The organism is Brotomerdimonas butyrica, from assembly GCF_025567305.1.
Lineage (GTDB): Bacteria > Bacillota > Clostridia > Peptostreptococcales > Anaerovoracaceae > Lentihominibacter > Lentihominibacter butyricus.
The window spans coordinates 269448-284091 of the sequence record NZ_JAOQJP010000001.1 but is presented as its reverse complement, the minus strand read 5'-3'; the positions used below and the strand labels follow the sequence as shown (position 1 = coordinate 284091).

Annotated in this window: 11 protein-coding genes; all 11 read right to left on the bottom strand. The window is 49.1% G+C overall.

Annotation, left to right across the window (positions count from 1 at the left end):
- Positions 1-96 precede the first annotated feature (96 nt).
- Positions 97-411 (bottom strand): LysM peptidoglycan-binding domain-containing protein, encoded by a 315-nt coding sequence (locus OCV59_RS01190; RefSeq protein WP_262584018.1) that lies wholly within the window; start codon positions 409-411, stop codon positions 97-99.
- A gap of 545 nt (positions 412-956) precedes the next feature.
- On the bottom strand, positions 957-2162 hold the full coding sequence (gene ilvA / locus OCV59_RS01185) for a threonine ammonia-lyase (protein WP_147592491.1): 1206 nt from the start codon (positions 2160-2162) through the stop codon (positions 957-959).
- 137 nt (positions 2163-2299) lie between these two features.
- The gene (locus OCV59_RS01180; protein ID WP_262584017.1) at positions 2300-3040 is read right to left on the bottom strand and encodes a TVP38/TMEM64 family protein; all 741 of its coding nucleotides are present in this window, start codon (positions 3038-3040) and stop codon (positions 2300-2302) included.
- Positions 3041-3085: 45 nt separating this feature from the next.
- Complete coding sequence (locus OCV59_RS01175; protein ID WP_147592489.1) at positions 3086-4381, bottom strand: methionine gamma-lyase family protein; 1296 nt, start codon at positions 4379-4381, stop codon at positions 3086-3088.
- Between the two features lie 5 nt (positions 4382-4386).
- The gene (locus OCV59_RS01170) at positions 4387-5997 is read right to left on the bottom strand and encodes a hypothetical protein (protein ID WP_147592488.1); all 1611 of its coding nucleotides are present in this window, start codon (positions 5995-5997) and stop codon (positions 4387-4389) included.
- Entirely contained in the window at positions 5957-7090 is a 1134-nt protein-coding gene (locus OCV59_RS01165; RefSeq protein WP_262584016.1) for a tyrosine-type recombinase/integrase, read from the bottom strand. The genes OCV59_RS01170 and OCV59_RS01165 overlap by 41 nt, the downstream gene beginning before the upstream one ends.
- Positions 7069-7998 carry a tRNA (adenosine(37)-N6)-dimethylallyltransferase MiaA gene (gene miaA / locus OCV59_RS01160; protein ID WP_147592534.1) on the bottom strand — a complete coding sequence of 310 codons (930 nt, stop codon included), beginning with the start codon at positions 7996-7998 and terminating at the stop codon, positions 7069-7071. The genes OCV59_RS01165 and miaA overlap by 22 nt, the downstream gene beginning before the upstream one ends.
- A 13-nt stretch (positions 7999-8011) precedes the next feature.
- Positions 8012-9925, bottom strand: a complete 1914-nt coding sequence (gene mutL / locus OCV59_RS01155; protein WP_147592487.1) for a DNA mismatch repair endonuclease MutL — start codon at positions 9923-9925, stop codon at positions 8012-8014.
- Positions 9922-12624 carry a DNA mismatch repair protein MutS gene (mutS, locus tag OCV59_RS01150; protein ID WP_147592486.1) on the bottom strand — a complete coding sequence of 901 codons (2703 nt, stop codon included), beginning with the start codon at positions 12622-12624 and terminating at the stop codon, positions 9922-9924. The genes mutL and mutS overlap by 4 nt, the downstream gene beginning before the upstream one ends.
- Positions 12625-12646: 22 nt before the next feature.
- Positions 12647-13837 (bottom strand): pyridoxal phosphate-dependent aminotransferase, encoded by a 1191-nt coding sequence (locus tag OCV59_RS01145; protein ID WP_147592485.1) that lies wholly within the window; start codon positions 13835-13837, stop codon positions 12647-12649.
- A 39-nt stretch (positions 13838-13876) separates the two neighbouring features.
- The gene (locus tag OCV59_RS01140; protein ID WP_262584028.1) at positions 13877-14629 is read right to left on the bottom strand and encodes a TlyA family RNA methyltransferase; all 753 of its coding nucleotides are present in this window, start codon (positions 14627-14629) and stop codon (positions 13877-13879) included.
- Positions 14630-14644: the final 15 nt, after the last annotated feature.

Genomic DNA, 14644 nt, shown 5'->3' with positions numbered 1-14644 from the left:
TTTTATCGATGATTCGATTTTTTGAAGCTCTATTTTTCGATTTAAGCGATTTTATTTTGCGCTTTTGATATCTTATACCATCGAAAAGATGTGCATTTATAGATCTTCGGGTACTGAGATCGTCATCCCGGGTTCCAGATCTGATGCTTCGATATCGTTTGCTTTGCATATCTCGAATACAGCTTTTCGTGTGTCTGTATCATCAGATTTGTATGTATTGGCGATATCCCATAAAGTATCGCCGTAGCATATCTGCACTTCTTTATATTTTGTTTCTGTCAGCGCTCTTGAAACATTCAGCCCTGAAACAGCTCCTATGATGCCGATCATAAGGCCTGCCATTATAACGACAGATGTTATGAATCTGAATTTTGATTTGATCCTATATTTCTTTCTGCAAGTAGTTTTCATATGACACTCCTCACTTCCCTGTTTCTTTTCTTGAAACATTTGTTCTTTTGATGTAACTAGAGTATATCAGAATGTATGTTCGTTGTCAATGGCTAAATAAACATTTGTTCTTAAAATAAAAACGAGCCATGGAACAATACCAATAAACTGCACTGACGGATCAGATTTTGGCATTTTCACGCTGAAAATCCTGTTTTTATCAAGGCTTTTTACCAAAAATCAGCTTTCTAACCGCTATTTGGGGAAGATTTTCTTTGAAAGTCGGGATTTTTTGCAATAAAAAATACCAAAGCCAAACTATATATCTGTTGGCTTTGGTAAACGCATGTTCTCGAATATCTGTTTTGCGAGTATTTTTACCAGGAACATATTTTTATAACTTATCTTTTGGTTTTACAGTAAAATCATCCACGATCATTCACGAAGTTTTGCTGCAAAACCGTGCACGTATACGCTTTCATCATATTTCGCAATTCCGCGTTGATTTCACGATTGATTTCACGCTGATCCGCCTGACCTGATCTGCAATTCAGCCCGTCCCGGTCTTAGACTCGCTCCGTCACCAGCGTGAAACCGGCGTTCGACAGCTCACGCTTGATCTCGTTTATCTGATCGTGGTCTCGTGTCTCAAGTGCGATCTTCAGGAAACAGCTTGTTATCGCCATGTTCGCATCAGCCCTGTCGTGATGCACAGCAACTACATTGCCGCCGCAGCGTGCGATTATCTCAGCTACTTCCTGGAGCTGTCCGGGCTTGTCGGTGAGAGCGATCGTGAGATTTGCATTTCTGCCGCTCGTCACGAGACCTCTCGTTATGACACGGTTGAGTATGTTCACATCTATATTGCCGCCTGATACTATGCATGCGACTTTTTTGCCTTCGACAGGCAGCTTGTCGAACAGTACCGCAGTCACGGCAACTGCTCCTGCACCTTCAGCGATGACTTTCTGCTTTTCGATAAGAGCAAGTATCGCTGCCGCGATCTCGTCTTCGGATACTGTGACTATTTCATCTACATATTCCTCTACCAGCTTGAATGTGGTGTCTCCTGGCTGTTTTACAGCGATACCGTCTGCAAATGTCGCAGCTGATTCGAGCATCACCGGATGTCCGGCACGACGGCTCTCATACATGCTGGCCGAGCCGGCCGCCTGTACACCGTATATCTTTATGCTCGGATCGAGATGCTTTACTGCATAAGCTACTCCTGAGATCAGGCCGCCGCCGCCGATCGGGACAACTATCGCATCCAGATCTTCGATCTCGTCAAGGATCTCCAGACCTATCGTGCCCTGCCCTGCTATCACTTCATCGTCATCAAAAGGGTGGATGAAAGTAGCACCTGTCTCTTCCTGTATCCTCAGTGCTTCTGCATACGCATCATCGTATACGCCCTTTACCAGACGTATGTCTGCTCCCAGCTGCTTGGTCGCCTCGACCTTGCTGAGCGGTGCACCGTCCGGCATGCATATTATCGATTTTATACCGTTATGAGACGCAGCCATCGCAACGCCCTGCGCATGGTTTCCGGCACTGCATGCGATGATGCCGTGCGCTTTTTCCTCGTCAGTGAGCTGACTTATTTTATAATAGGCGCCTCTGAGCTTGAAGCTTCCGGTTTCCTGAAGGTTCTCAGTCTTGAGATAAAGCTCGCATTTGTCCGAGAGCTTAGTAGCTTTGATGAGATCTGTTTTTCTTGCAACATTTTTCAGTACGAATGCTGCGTGATATATTTTGTCGAGTGTAAGCATATGTTTTTCTCCTGTAAATAGTAGATCGATGTAAAGTGTGAGCGGTACACCGTCCGGCACTGATGCCGTGATATAGTGATGCTGAGACCGCAGCATTATGATCTGCGATCACATGAAGCTCCGGCTGAAACAGTATATCACATGTTCATGAGTCTTTCGTAGCACTTGTCCAGGAAAACTGTGATCTTTTTCCTGAATATCAGCCCCAGTACGAACAGAACGACTGCAACAGCTGCGATGACGGCAGCGCTGACATATCCGCCTGTGTATATCTGTCTTCCTATGAGCAGGCTGCCCATCATTCCTGGAGACCTGCCTATCAGCGAGACGATCAGAAACGGTTTGAGCTTCATTTCGGAAAGTCCTGCCACGTAGTTGCAGAGATCCTTCGGCACACCCGGTATCAGGAATATCAGGAAGACCAGTACGACTGCCTTTTTGCTGTTCAGCGTTTCGAGCATGCTTTTTATCTTTTCTTCTCCGAAGATCAGATGCATGGCGTCATGCCCCAGTATTTTCGCTATATAATATGTCAGAACGGAACCGAGGAACGCTCCTATCAGCGAGTAAAGATATCCCAGCCAGAACCCGTACATGTACCCGGCAGCAAACTGAAGCCACTGCCCGGGGATTATGCATATAACTATCTGGAGTATCTGAGAACCTATATATATGAACACGCTCTGAGCCTTGTACTCTTTGAACAACGCCTCAACGTTCTCCATATTCGAGAACATCTGGATCCATTCGTGATGAGCGAAATATATATACAGAGGCAATCCTATAAGAATAACCAGCAGAAGTGCGAATTTTAATACAGCACCGAATATCTTGAAATACTTTCTGAGTTTGTTCTTCTTTTCCGTTGAAATAGCCATTTTTCCCTCACTAGTTAAAGAGAGGTCTGAAACAGACCTCATTCATTAAACAACAGTTATAAGTTTTTCATCATAGAGCTCCTGTAATGCCTTGATAACACCGAATTTTGAGTGTTCGTAAGTGAGGCCTCCCTGGAAATACACAACGTAAGGAGGTCTTATAGGTGCATCTGCCGAAAGCTCTATCGAAGAGCCCTGCACGAATGCGCCGGCAGCCATTATTACAGGATCATCATATCCCGGCATATCCCATGGCAGAGGAGTAACGTGAGAATCGACAGGCGCTGCAGCCTGGATACCCTTGCAGAATGCTATCACGCCCTCCGGAGTGCCGAGTTTTACAGCCTGTATGATGTCGCTCCTGATATCATCCGGCTTAGGGCACACGTCATATCCCAGCAGTTCAAAAGCTTTTGCGCACAGTATGGCGCCCTTTACAGCACCGTTCACTGTCTTAGGTGCGATAAAGAGACCCTGCAGCATAGTTCTCGTCTGTCCGAATGTGAGACCGCACTCGCCGCCTATTCCGGGCGATGTCATCCTGTACGAGATCTTTTCGATAAGATCCTGTCTGCCCGCTATATATCCGCCGGTCAGTGCGAGTCCGCCGCCCGGATTCTTGATCAGTGATCCGGCAACGACATCAGCGCCTACATCAGTAGGCTCTTTTGTATGAAGGAATTCACCGTAGCAGTTGTCTACCATGCATATTATCTCAGGATCTATGCTCTTGACGAACTTCGCCCATTCTTCGATCTCTTCGATCGAGATGGCCTTTCTCCATCCGTAACCGGTCGCTCTCTGCAGAGTGATCATCTTCGTAGCCGGAGTGATCGCTTTTCTGAGTGCTTCAAAATCTATGCCGCCCTCAGGTGTGAGCTCCACCTGATCGTATGAAACGCCGTATTCCTTGAGAGATCCCTTGCCTTCGCCTCTGATCCCGATAACTTCCTCGAGAGTGTCATAAGGCGAGCCTGTGCAGTATATCAGCTGATCTCCCGGGCGCAGTATACCCATCAGCGTGAGCGTGAGCGCATGCGTGCCGTTTACGATGATAGGACGTACCAGTGCAGCCTCCGTGTGGAATATGTCTGCATATACCTTCTCGATGGCGTCCCTTCCCGGATCGTCGTATCCGTAGCCCGTGTTCCATCCGAAATGCATATCTCTGATGGTGTTTTTCTGGAACGCATCCAGCACCTTGTACTGATTGTACGCCATGATATCGTCAAGCTCATCAAAAGTATCTTTCACGAGATTCTCGCTCCTGTTTATAAGATCGAGGACTTTTTCCGAGATATTGAATTTTTCTGTGAGTAATTTGTAGGTATTTTTCTGCATGTTATCTATTTTTCCTTCTCCACTTTATTTTTTATATCCTCTTTGTTTCCATTATAGAGGAGCATTGCATCATTTATATAGTTATCAGGTGTAAATAAGTTGAGGATGATTTGTCCATACTGTGAACTTCCTGAACTTTCCATGATATACTTGTCAAGTTTTTTCTGTACGTCTGTCGATACATTATCCATGTAGTCGCGCTGATCTTCCGAAACAGATTCCTGCCACTCGAGAACAGGGAATCCATTATTCCCGTATATGCCCATATCATCTTTGTATGCCGCTGTCAGCGATGAAGCGAGCCCTGTCAGACTGCTCGATGATATCCCGGCTGCTGCCTTTGAAAGATTATTGTCGTTTTCGTTTTCAAGCAGACCTATGCCTGTCTTTGCACTATCATTGAGATAATAATTGTTTCGCAGGTATTTTACATGATCGGGGTTGCTTTTCTCATTGATATAGTATCCGACCACACCGCCGTTTACGTCTGCATTCAGCACCTGAGCCGAATTATAGCAGTTCCTTATGTAAACATCAGTAGCACCGGCTATCCCGACGATACCGCCTGAGTATGACTTGGCGATCTTTTGGGCGTCAGCCTTGTTTTTTACTATGACTTTGGCTGTGTTGTAGCAGTCGATGATCGTAGAGCCGGAAGCGTTCATATATCCGACTACGCCGCCTGTAGCCTCAGTGTCGGATACGATCTCACCTGTATTGTATGAATGTGCGACTTCTGCTTCAGATGATACCGATCTGCCTGCTATGCCGCCGGTGCCGTATGTCGCAACACCTCTTTTGGATGATTCGACTTTTCCCTTGTTTGCACATTTGTCTACAGTGCCGCCCCAGTTCTCACCGACGATACCGCCTACCTTGTATGTTCCCGAGATCTCTCCCAGATTCGTGCACAGCTCGATAGTGCCGCCACTGTTGTAGCCTGCGATGCCTCCCGTCTTGTCCCTTCCGGTGACTTTGATATCAGCCGTGCAGCCCGTTACCTTTCCTTCCGGGTCAAGCTGCCCGACAATGCCGCCGCAGCTGCTGTCACCTGATTTCACGGTGCCTTCCACGGTAAGATCTCTTACCTCGCCCTTGAGATATCCAAAAAATCCGGCAAGGCCTGAAGCGCTGTCTACCTTGAGATCGCTGATCGTATGTCCGTTGCCGTCGAACACTCCGGCAAAATATGAAGCGCTGCCGCTGCCTATCGGAGTCCATTCACTCGTCGTGAGCTTTATATCATCTGTGAGCACGAATGTGACGCCTTCGAAGTTCTCTATCCTGTTAGGCTTCCAGCTGTCTGTCTGGTTTTCATTTATGAGGCTTGCAAATCCCAGCAGTTCCTCTTCGCTGGAGATCTCATATGTATCTTTCAGATCATAATATTCAAACCATGAAGTGTCTTTCTGGACACTTGCAGTCTTAGTTTTTACTGATTTGCTGTCATATGACTGGGTCGTCCTGTTTGTGGTCGTATCAGCATTAGTTTCGGCGAAAGAAAGCGGTGCAGCTGCAATCGAGCTCGTTGCAAAAATCATAGTAACCGATAAAATAGCTAATCGCTTCATATTGTCATTTCCTTTCTTTTCTCTCTGATTCCCATTCCATATCATTGACGAGATCTCTTTTTACGTTTATTTTATGGTTCGCATAAAGCTGCGTAGTAGTCACCTGCTCATGATCGAGCAGCGCCTGTACGTCGAAAATCGAATTGCCTCTTGCGATCAGGCTTGTCGCCGCCGTTGCTCTCAGCTTGTGCGGGCTGTATCCGGCTTTTCTCGAAGTCTCCAGGCCGATCGACGTGTATTTTTTTACGAGCTCGCGGATCTGTCTTTCTGTCATGCGCCTGCCCTGAAGAGAAAGAAAAAGCGCGTCTTTATGCTCGTCGGATATCATATCGTCATTTGCACGCTCGTTTTCGATGTAATCTTTCACGGCCTCTGTGACCGAGTGATTGAGTGGCATTACAGCTTCCTTGTCGCGCTTTCTGTAGATCTTGAATTCACCTCTATGGAAGTTGAATGACGACACGTTGAGCTGCTGCAGCTCGAACAGCCTGAGACCGTACGTTATGAACAGTATCAGTATCGCCTTGTCTCTTTTCTTTGTCTTCTCCCAGTACTGACGTTCCTTCGCCGTAAGATGCTCTCCGGTTGAGACCGCGTCCAGCATCAGCATGACCTCGTTGTCCTGCAGCGCCTTGATCTCGCGTTCACCGGCCTTCGGGACCCTGATGGGATCGAACCCGTCGGTGATGTTCTTTTCGATCATCTCATCTCTGTAAAGCTGCTTGAACATCACAGAGAGCGAGGATTTCTTTCTGGCGAGAGTCTTGCTGCTGTTTTCATACACCACTGTCTCATTGTCTTTCTCCACAGTGTATCTGCGGCAGTAGTCTATGAAAATGTTTATATCAACTGCTTTTATTTTATTGAATTCTTCCAGTTTTATGTCAGACGGTTTCTTCGCCGCCGTAAGTTCTGTCTCATCTATTAAATATTGACAGAAAAACTTGATATCATTCAGGTATGACAGTCTCGTCATCGGCAGCACATTTCCCTTGAGATATATGAAAAAACCTTTGAGAAATGAGGGCAGCTGTTTCTGGATATCTTCACACTTCGAAGCAAGCAGATGTTCTTTCATCACTATGTTGTCAGGCTTGTCACTCTTGTTGTGAAGTCTTATAAATTTTTCCGTACCCACGCTGCTATCACCCCTGCTGCATTATCATCGTTATCAAATTCTGAAATATTGTACCAGTTCATTTTATCATATCTTCTAAACCACGTTAACTGTTTTTTAGCGTAATGTCGGGTGTTTTTTTTGATCGTATCGATCGCCTCGTCACGCGAATATTTTCCTGAAAAAAAGTCCAGTATCTCCTTGTATCCGATACCTTTCATAGAGATGTTTTCGGCTGTAAGCCCCATATCTCTGAGCCTTGAAACTTCGTCGAAAAGCCCCTGTTCCACAAGTATATCGACACGTCTGTTGATCCTTTCGTAAAGTTCTGCACGATCCCTCGTCAGACCGATCAGGAGCACGTCATAGTCTTTTGTTTCGTTTTTTATACCGCTGAAAGGCCGCACTCTTGTTTCGCCGTCGCGCAGTCTTTCCAGTGCACGTATCACCTTCTTGCGGTTGTTCGGATGTATCGCCGCCGCGGCCTGCGGATCCTGTTCTGCGAGCATGCTGTGCAGTACGTCATCCCCCTGTTTTTCAGCTATCTCCGCAAGCTCCTGCCTGTATGCCTGATCCTGCGGCGCCGCCGAAAAATCCATGTCGTACAGGAGCGAATTCAGGTAAAGCCCCGTGCCTCCCGAGATCACCGGCAGCTTTCCTCTTGAAAATATGTCAGATATCGCCTGCTTTGCAAGTCTCTGATATTCGGCTACCGAAAATTCCTCGCGCGGATCTATCATGTCCACGAGGTGATGCCTTGCCTGCTCCATCTCTTCCGGCGTCGGCTTGGCGCTGCCGATATCCATGTATTTGTAAAGCTGCATCGAGTCGCAGGATACTATCTCTCCGTCGAACTCGTCCGCGAGCTTTATTGCGAATTTTGTCTTTCCCACGGCAGTCGGACCTGCCAGTGCGATGATCTTGTTCATGTAAGTCATTCCTCTATACTCGTTTGAATAATTTTTCTATCTCATATCGCGTCATCCTTATGAACGTAGGTCTGCCGTGAGGGCACGAAAACGGATTGACGCATGCCGAAAGATCTTTTATCAGGCCGTCGATCTCCGCTTCCGTCAGCACATCTCCGCCCTTTACAGCGCTCTTGCATGAGCGCATGACGATCTTTTCCAGCACATTCCTGTCGGTCAGATCCGGTCTTGATCCGAGCTCTTTGAAAAAGTCGGTCAGAAAATCCTCGGCCTCGCGAAGTTCCATGAACGCCGGTATCTCACGAACTATGTACGTGTTGCTGCCGAAAAATTCTATGTCGTAGCCCATGCTGCGGACGTCTTCGATCCACACATCCTCGGTCACCGTGACATTCGCGGAAACGTTCATGTTCAATGGGAGCAGCAGCTGCTGGCTGAGTTTTTCACGTTCATTGTACTGACGGAGCAGCTTCTCGTAGAACACCCGTTCATGCGCTGCATGCTGGTCTATCAGATAAAAATCATCGTCGTCGCACGCCATGATATACGTGTTGAAAAGCGCACCCATATAGTGCAGCTCGCGGAAGTCGAAGTCTCTGCGGTCAGGTTTTTTCGGAGTCATCTCCCGGTCGCGCTGTTCTGTGTCCTGCCTTTCTTCGCGCATCTCCGACAGCAGGCTTTTTATCTCTACCTGTTCTCCCTGTTCGCGCACTTTCACGACTGGAACTTCAGGGGCCGTCACAGCAGCGGATCCCGGAGTCTGCACAGCTGCGGCGCCGGATGCATTTTTTTCGAAAATCCGACCATCGGTCGTGGTGTTTTTTTCTCCGTTGTCATTCGCGTAAAGAGCTGTCGCAGGCGTTTTTTCATAAAGATTTACGGTCTGCTCCTCGCCTGTGCTCACCTGGTTTTTCAGGTTCTCGCCCCTTATCTGAGGCAAAGATTCCTTTGCGCGGAGCGCTTTGGAAACATTTGTTCTCACGAAGTCCTCCACCTCGAAATCGTCGTCAAAGCGTATCTCTTTTTTGGTAGGATGCACATTGACGTCGAGCTTCTCGGGAGGCAGGCTCAGGAACAGGAAAGCCACAGGGAACCTGCCCGCGAACAGCTTTTCTCTGTAAGCGTCCTCAAGCCCCTTTTCCAGCACTTTGCTCGATACGACTCTGCCGTTCACGCAGAAGATCTGCTTGTTTCTCGACGGAGCCGACTCAGACGGCGGCGATACGAATCCCCTGATGATGAAATCTCCCTGTCTGCCGTCTACAGGCAGCAGGTCGCGTCCGATATCGCTTCCGTATATCTTGATGATATTGTTGTATATGTTGCCGTTGCCGCGTGTCGCGAACACGGTCTTGTTTCCGTTTATCAGTGTTATCTTCACATCTACATATGCGAGAGAGATCCTCGAGACCATGTCGACGATACGTCTCGTTTCTGCACTGTCCGAACCCATGAATTTGCGCCTGGCCGGAACATTGTAGAACAGGTCGCGCACAGTCACGGTAGTGCCGTCCGGACAGCCTGTCGCCGTGTTTTCGATGATCTGACTTCCATCGACCGCTACCTTCTGCCCTGTCCTGGCATCGCGCGTCTTCGTGATCAGCTCGACTCTCGAAACTGCGCATATGCTGGCGAGCGCCTCGCCTCTGAAGCCGAGCGTGCCTATCGCATCGAGGTCTTCTGCAGATGATATCTTGCTGGTCGCATGCCGTCTGAACGCGATCTCTGCCTGATCGCTCTCTATGCCGCATCCGTTGTCGGTCACTCTTATGTATGTTTTCCCGCCGTTTCTGATCTCCACCGTGATGCTGTCGGCTCCTGCATCGAGCGAATTCTCCAGGAGCTCCTTGATGATCGACACAGGTCTGTCGATCACTTCACCGGCAGCGATCTTGTCGGCGATGCTTTTGTCCAAAACTCTTATCATAGATATTTCTTAAGTTCCTCCAGTATCCTGAGTGCTTCGGAAGGCGTCGTGTCCATAAGATCGAGGTCTCTAAGCCGCTGCGTCACAGGGTCAGGGATCGATGCGAACATGGAAAGCTGCACTTCCTCTTCGCAGCCTGCGCCGCACGCTTCACGAACGGATGTTTCGTCATCCGTACAGGACGTCTCAGAAACAGTTGTTCTCGTAGACCCTGCCGCTGAAGCTACGGAATGTCCGGCTGATGCTGCAGCCCCGGAGATACATTCTCCGCTGCTTTCCAGATCGTAAAGGTGCTCCTGCGCACGCTCCAGAAGCTCTGAAGGCGCTCCCGCGAGCTTTGCAACGTGTATGCCGTAGCTCCTGCTGGCACTGCCCTCGACGATCTTGTGCAGAAAGACGACGTCGCCGTTTTCCTCAGCAACATCCACGTTGAGATTGCGAACGCCTTCCACCGTGCCCTCAAGCTGCGTCATTTCATGGTAATGTGTCGCAAAAAGTGTCCTTATCTTTCGCTCGGGCCTGCTCAGGAATTCCGCAGCGGCCCATGCGATAGAAAGACCGTCATACGTGCTGGTGCCGCGCCCGATCTCGTCGAGTATCACCAGACTTCTCGATGTAGCGGTGTTGAGTATATAAGCCAGCTCGCTCATCTCGACGAAGAACGTGCTCTGCCCCTGAGCCAGGTTATCGGAAGCTCCGATCCTCGTGAATATCCTGTCGCATACGCCTATGTGCGCGCTTTCACACGGCACGAAGCAGCCCGCCTGTGCCATCAGGACTATCAGTGCGGTCTGGCGCATGTATGTGGATTTTCCGGACATGTTCGGCCCGGTTATCAGCAGCAGGCTCTGCTTTTTCTTGTCGAGATACGTGTCATTGCTGACGAATATCCCGTCTCTTATAGTCTTCTCGACTACAGGATGCCTGCCCTTCCTTATCTCGATGACCTCCCCGCCGTCGACTGCAGGCTTTACATAACCGTTCTTCTCGCTCACATCCGCGAAAGAGATCAGCACGTCAAGCGACGCGATCGCTCTTGATGTCTCCTGGATCTCTCTTATATGCTCCTGCAGAGACTTTCGGATATCAGTAAAAAGATCGTACTCCATCTGGTTGATTTTCGCCTCTGCGTTCAGCACCAGGCGCTCTGTCTCCTTGAGTTCGGGAGTGATGAAACGCTCGCAGTTGGCAAGCGTCTGTTTTCTGATATAGTTGTCAGGGACCATGTCGTAGTACGACCTCGTCACCTCGAGATAGTATCCGAATACCTTGTTGAACCCGACCTTGAGGTTCTTTATCCCTGTTCGTTCGCGTTCGCTGGCCTCCAGTCCCGCGATCCAGTCCTGAGCATCCTTTATCGAACTTTTGAGTTCGTCCAGCTCCTGGGAATAGCCTTCCTTTATCAGGCCGCCCTCCTTTACGGAAAACGGCGGATCTTCGACTATCCCGGTGTCTATCGTGTCGTATACCTGTTTCAGCGTATGTATCCTGCTCTCCAGTTCGGAAAGCAGCGCGGAGTCTGTCGACATCAGCTCATCCTTGATGTCCGGAAGGACGTGGCATGAATTGCGCAGCGCGATGAGATCTTTGCCGTTCGCCGTGCCGCAGGCTATCCTGCCGGTCAGCCGCTCAAAATCGTACACGCGTTTGAGCGCGTCAGTGATGTTGTTGCGAACCAGTATGTTGTCGAGGAGCGAATCGACGGCATCCAGTCGCGCGCTTATCCTTGCAACGTCATTGAGCGGTTCATTTATCCACTGTCTGAGCTTTCTCGAACCCATAGCCGTATGCGTCCTGTCGAGCACTCCCAGAAGCGAGCCTTTGAGCTTTTTCTCGAACAGCGTTTCAGTCAGCTCGAGGTTTTTTATCGTGGACTTGTCCAGCGACATCCTCTGCCCCATGCTGTATACATTTAGATATGCTATGTGACCAAGTGCATTTTTCTGAGTTTCGTGCAGATAGAGCAGCAGCGCTCCGAGCGCTGCCTCTGCCGGCGAATCCTCTTCGACGCCTATGCCGAATACCGCGGACACGTCGAACTGCCTCTTTATCACATCACGTGAGGCGTCGGTGCCGTAGTACGATCTGTCGAGCGTATTGATATAGGCTCCGGTCACAGGCCTGATGCTCTCGATATCGATCGCTTCGGCAGAATTTTCATCGAGGATCAGCTCGCTGGCGTTTATCCTGACGAGCTCGTTGACAAAATTCTCCTTCATACCCGCGCCTGATATTGAGGTGAGATATATCTCGCCGGTGGAAACGTCGCAGTACGAAAGCCCCAGCGTATCATCCCCAGCGAATACGGACGCGATGTAGTTGTTCTCGTTCTCTCTGAGCATCGAGTTGCTGAGCACCGTGCCGGGAGTCACTATCTGGATGACTTCACGCCTGACGATCCCCTTTGACGCCGCCGGATCCTCGGTCTGCTCGCATATAGCGACCTTGTAGCCTTTTTCCACGAGTCGCGCTATGTAAGTGTCCGCTGAATGAAAAGGAACTCCGCACATCGGAGCCCTTTCTTCCATACCGCAGTTTTTTCCTGTAAGTGTAAGTTCAAGTTCACGGGAAGCGAGTGTGGCATCATCAAAAAACATTTCATAAAAATCGCCAAGCCGGAAAAACAGGATACAGTCCCGGTATTCCTCTTTTATCTCCATATACTGCCGCATCATCGGTGAAAGTTTAGGTGCCGCCATCGCAAATCTCCTCCCGTATCAGTTATCTGTTCTTGTATTGTTCGAGTCCCAGTCTGATGAGCTCTACGCCCCTTCTCATGTCGTCCCTGTTCAGCACGTATGCTATACGGATCTCGTCCTTTCCGAGTCCCGGGGTAGCGTAGAATCCTTCTGCAGGAGAGAACATCACTGTCTCGCCGTTATCGTCGAATTCTCTCAGCAGGAACATGAGGAAGTCCTCTATGTCGTCGACCGGCAGCTTTGCCATGATGTAAAACGATCCGCCCGGCTTCCTGCACACGATATCGGGTATCTTCATCAGTTCATCGTACACCGCGTCTCTTCTCGCTTCGTACTCTTCTCTTGCCTTGTCGTAGTATGAGCGATCGAGTCTGTAAAGTGCTGCAGCTCCGATCTGGTCGAGCGTAGGACAGCACAGTCTTCCCTGGGCTATCTTCATCACGCTGTCCATCAGATCCTTGTTTTTGCTGACGATGCATCCGACTCTTGCACCGCATGCCGAGAATCTCTTCGACACCGAGTCGATGAGGATGACTCTGTCTCTGATCTCTGGTACCATACCGAATGAAGTGATATCCTTGCCGTCGTATGCAAATTCGCGGTATACCTCGTCTGCGACGATCCACAGATCGTGCTTTATCGCAAGCTCTCCTATAAGTCTTATATCATCCATCGAAAGCACTCTGCCTGTAGGGTTTCCCGGGCTTGTGCAGATGATGGCTCTGGTCTTGTCCGTGATCGCTGATTCTATCAGCTCCGCATCGGCATAATCATAGCCGTCTTCAGCTCTGGTCGTCATCGGCACGATGACTCCGTCTGCCGTAGTGACGAATGTCTGATAGTTTGCGTAGAAAGGTTCTGCTGTTATGATCTCATCGCCGGGATCAAGGATGCTGTTGAACACCATCGTCAGAGCCTCCGAACCTCCGTTCGTCACCATGACCTCGTCTCTTTCGAAATCCATTCCATATGCCTTGAAATAATCGCATATCGCATCCTGAAGCTCTGCCACTCCGCCTGACTCTGCATACGCGATGACTTTTTCATCGTAGTTTCTGATCGCGTCCATGAAGCACGGAGGTGTTTCGATATCAGGCTGTCCTATGTTGAGTCTGTATATCTTTATGCCCCTTGCCTCTGCCTCAAGCGCATATGGATTGAATTTTCGTATCGGTGACTGTTCTATATTCTGTAGTTTCTTTGATATATTCATATTGTTTTATGCTCCTTTATTCTCTATGTTCTGTAAATATCACACAAGTGTCCTGTGGGAATCTTCAACTGTTCCGTCGATGTCCGGCTCTGTTTCCGCCGGAGTTTTCTTCATATAAAGAAGGTATTCTATATTGCCTTTGGTTCCCGTCACGGGAGAATAAGTGAGCCCGTGGCTGTAAAGCCCGTTATCCTTTCCATAACCTATAACATTTTTGATAACCTCTTTATGGACTGACGCATCCCTGACGATGCCCTTCTTGCCCACCTGGCTCCTGCCCGCCTCGAACTGCGGCTTTACAAGACATACCAGACTTCCGTCGTCTGCCAGCAGCTTTGCAGCTACAGGGAAGATCAGCTTCAGCGAGATGAACGAGACGTCGATGCTGATAAAATCCACATCGCTGTCTACAGTATCCGTGTCGAGATATCTGACGTTGGTTTTTTCCATATTGACCACGCGCGGGTCGTTTCGCAGCTTCCAGTCGAGCTGGCCGTATCCGACGTCTATCGCGAAGACTTTTTTCGCTCCCTTCTGGAGCATGCAGTCTGTAAAGCCTCCCGTAGACGCTCCTATGTCGACAGCTATGGCGTTTTCAAGCGAAAACCCGTACAGCTCAAGCGCCTTTTCGAGCTTGAGCCCGCCGCGGCTGACATACGGGCACAGCGCTTCCTTCACGGTGATCTCGGCCTCTGTATCTACAGATGTTCCCGGTTTGTCAACGCGCTGTCCGTCTACATATACGAGTCCCGCCATCACGGAAGCCTTCGCCTTTTCTCTTGACGGAAACATATTTCTTTCTGTCAG

Coding starts and splice junctions, on each gene's coding strand:
- mutS (WP_147592486.1), bottom strand. CDS start 12,624: ATGGCGGCACCTAAACTTTCACCGATGATGCGGCAGTATATGGAGATA.
- OCV59_RS01145 (WP_147592485.1), bottom strand. CDS start 13,837: ATGAATATATCAAAGAAACTACAGAATATAGAACAGTCACCGATACGA.
- OCV59_RS01175 (WP_147592489.1), bottom strand. CDS start 4,381: ATGCAGAAAAATACCTACAAATTACTCACAGAAAAATTCAATATCTCG.
- OCV59_RS01170 (WP_147592488.1), bottom strand. CDS start 5,997: ATGATATGGAATGGGAATCAGAGAGAAAAGAAAGGAAATGACAATATG.
- OCV59_RS01140 (WP_262584028.1), bottom strand. CDS start 14,629: ATGTTTCCGTCAAGAGAAAAGGCGAAGGCTTCCGTGATGGCGGGACTC.
- ilvA (WP_147592491.1), bottom strand. CDS start 2,162: ATGCTTACACTCGACAAAATATATCACGCAGCATTCGTACTGAAAAAT.
- OCV59_RS01190 (WP_262584018.1), bottom strand. CDS start 411: ATGAAAACTACTTGCAGAAAGAAATATAGGATCAAATCAAAATTCAGA.
- OCV59_RS01180 (WP_262584017.1), bottom strand. CDS start 3,040: ATGGCTATTTCAACGGAAAAGAAGAACAAACTCAGAAAGTATTTCAAG.
- miaA (WP_147592534.1), bottom strand. CDS start 7,998: ATGAACAAGATCATCGCACTGGCAGGTCCGACTGCCGTGGGAAAGACA.
- mutL (WP_147592487.1), bottom strand. CDS start 9,925: ATGATAAGAGTTTTGGACAAAAGCATCGCCGACAAGATCGCTGCCGGT.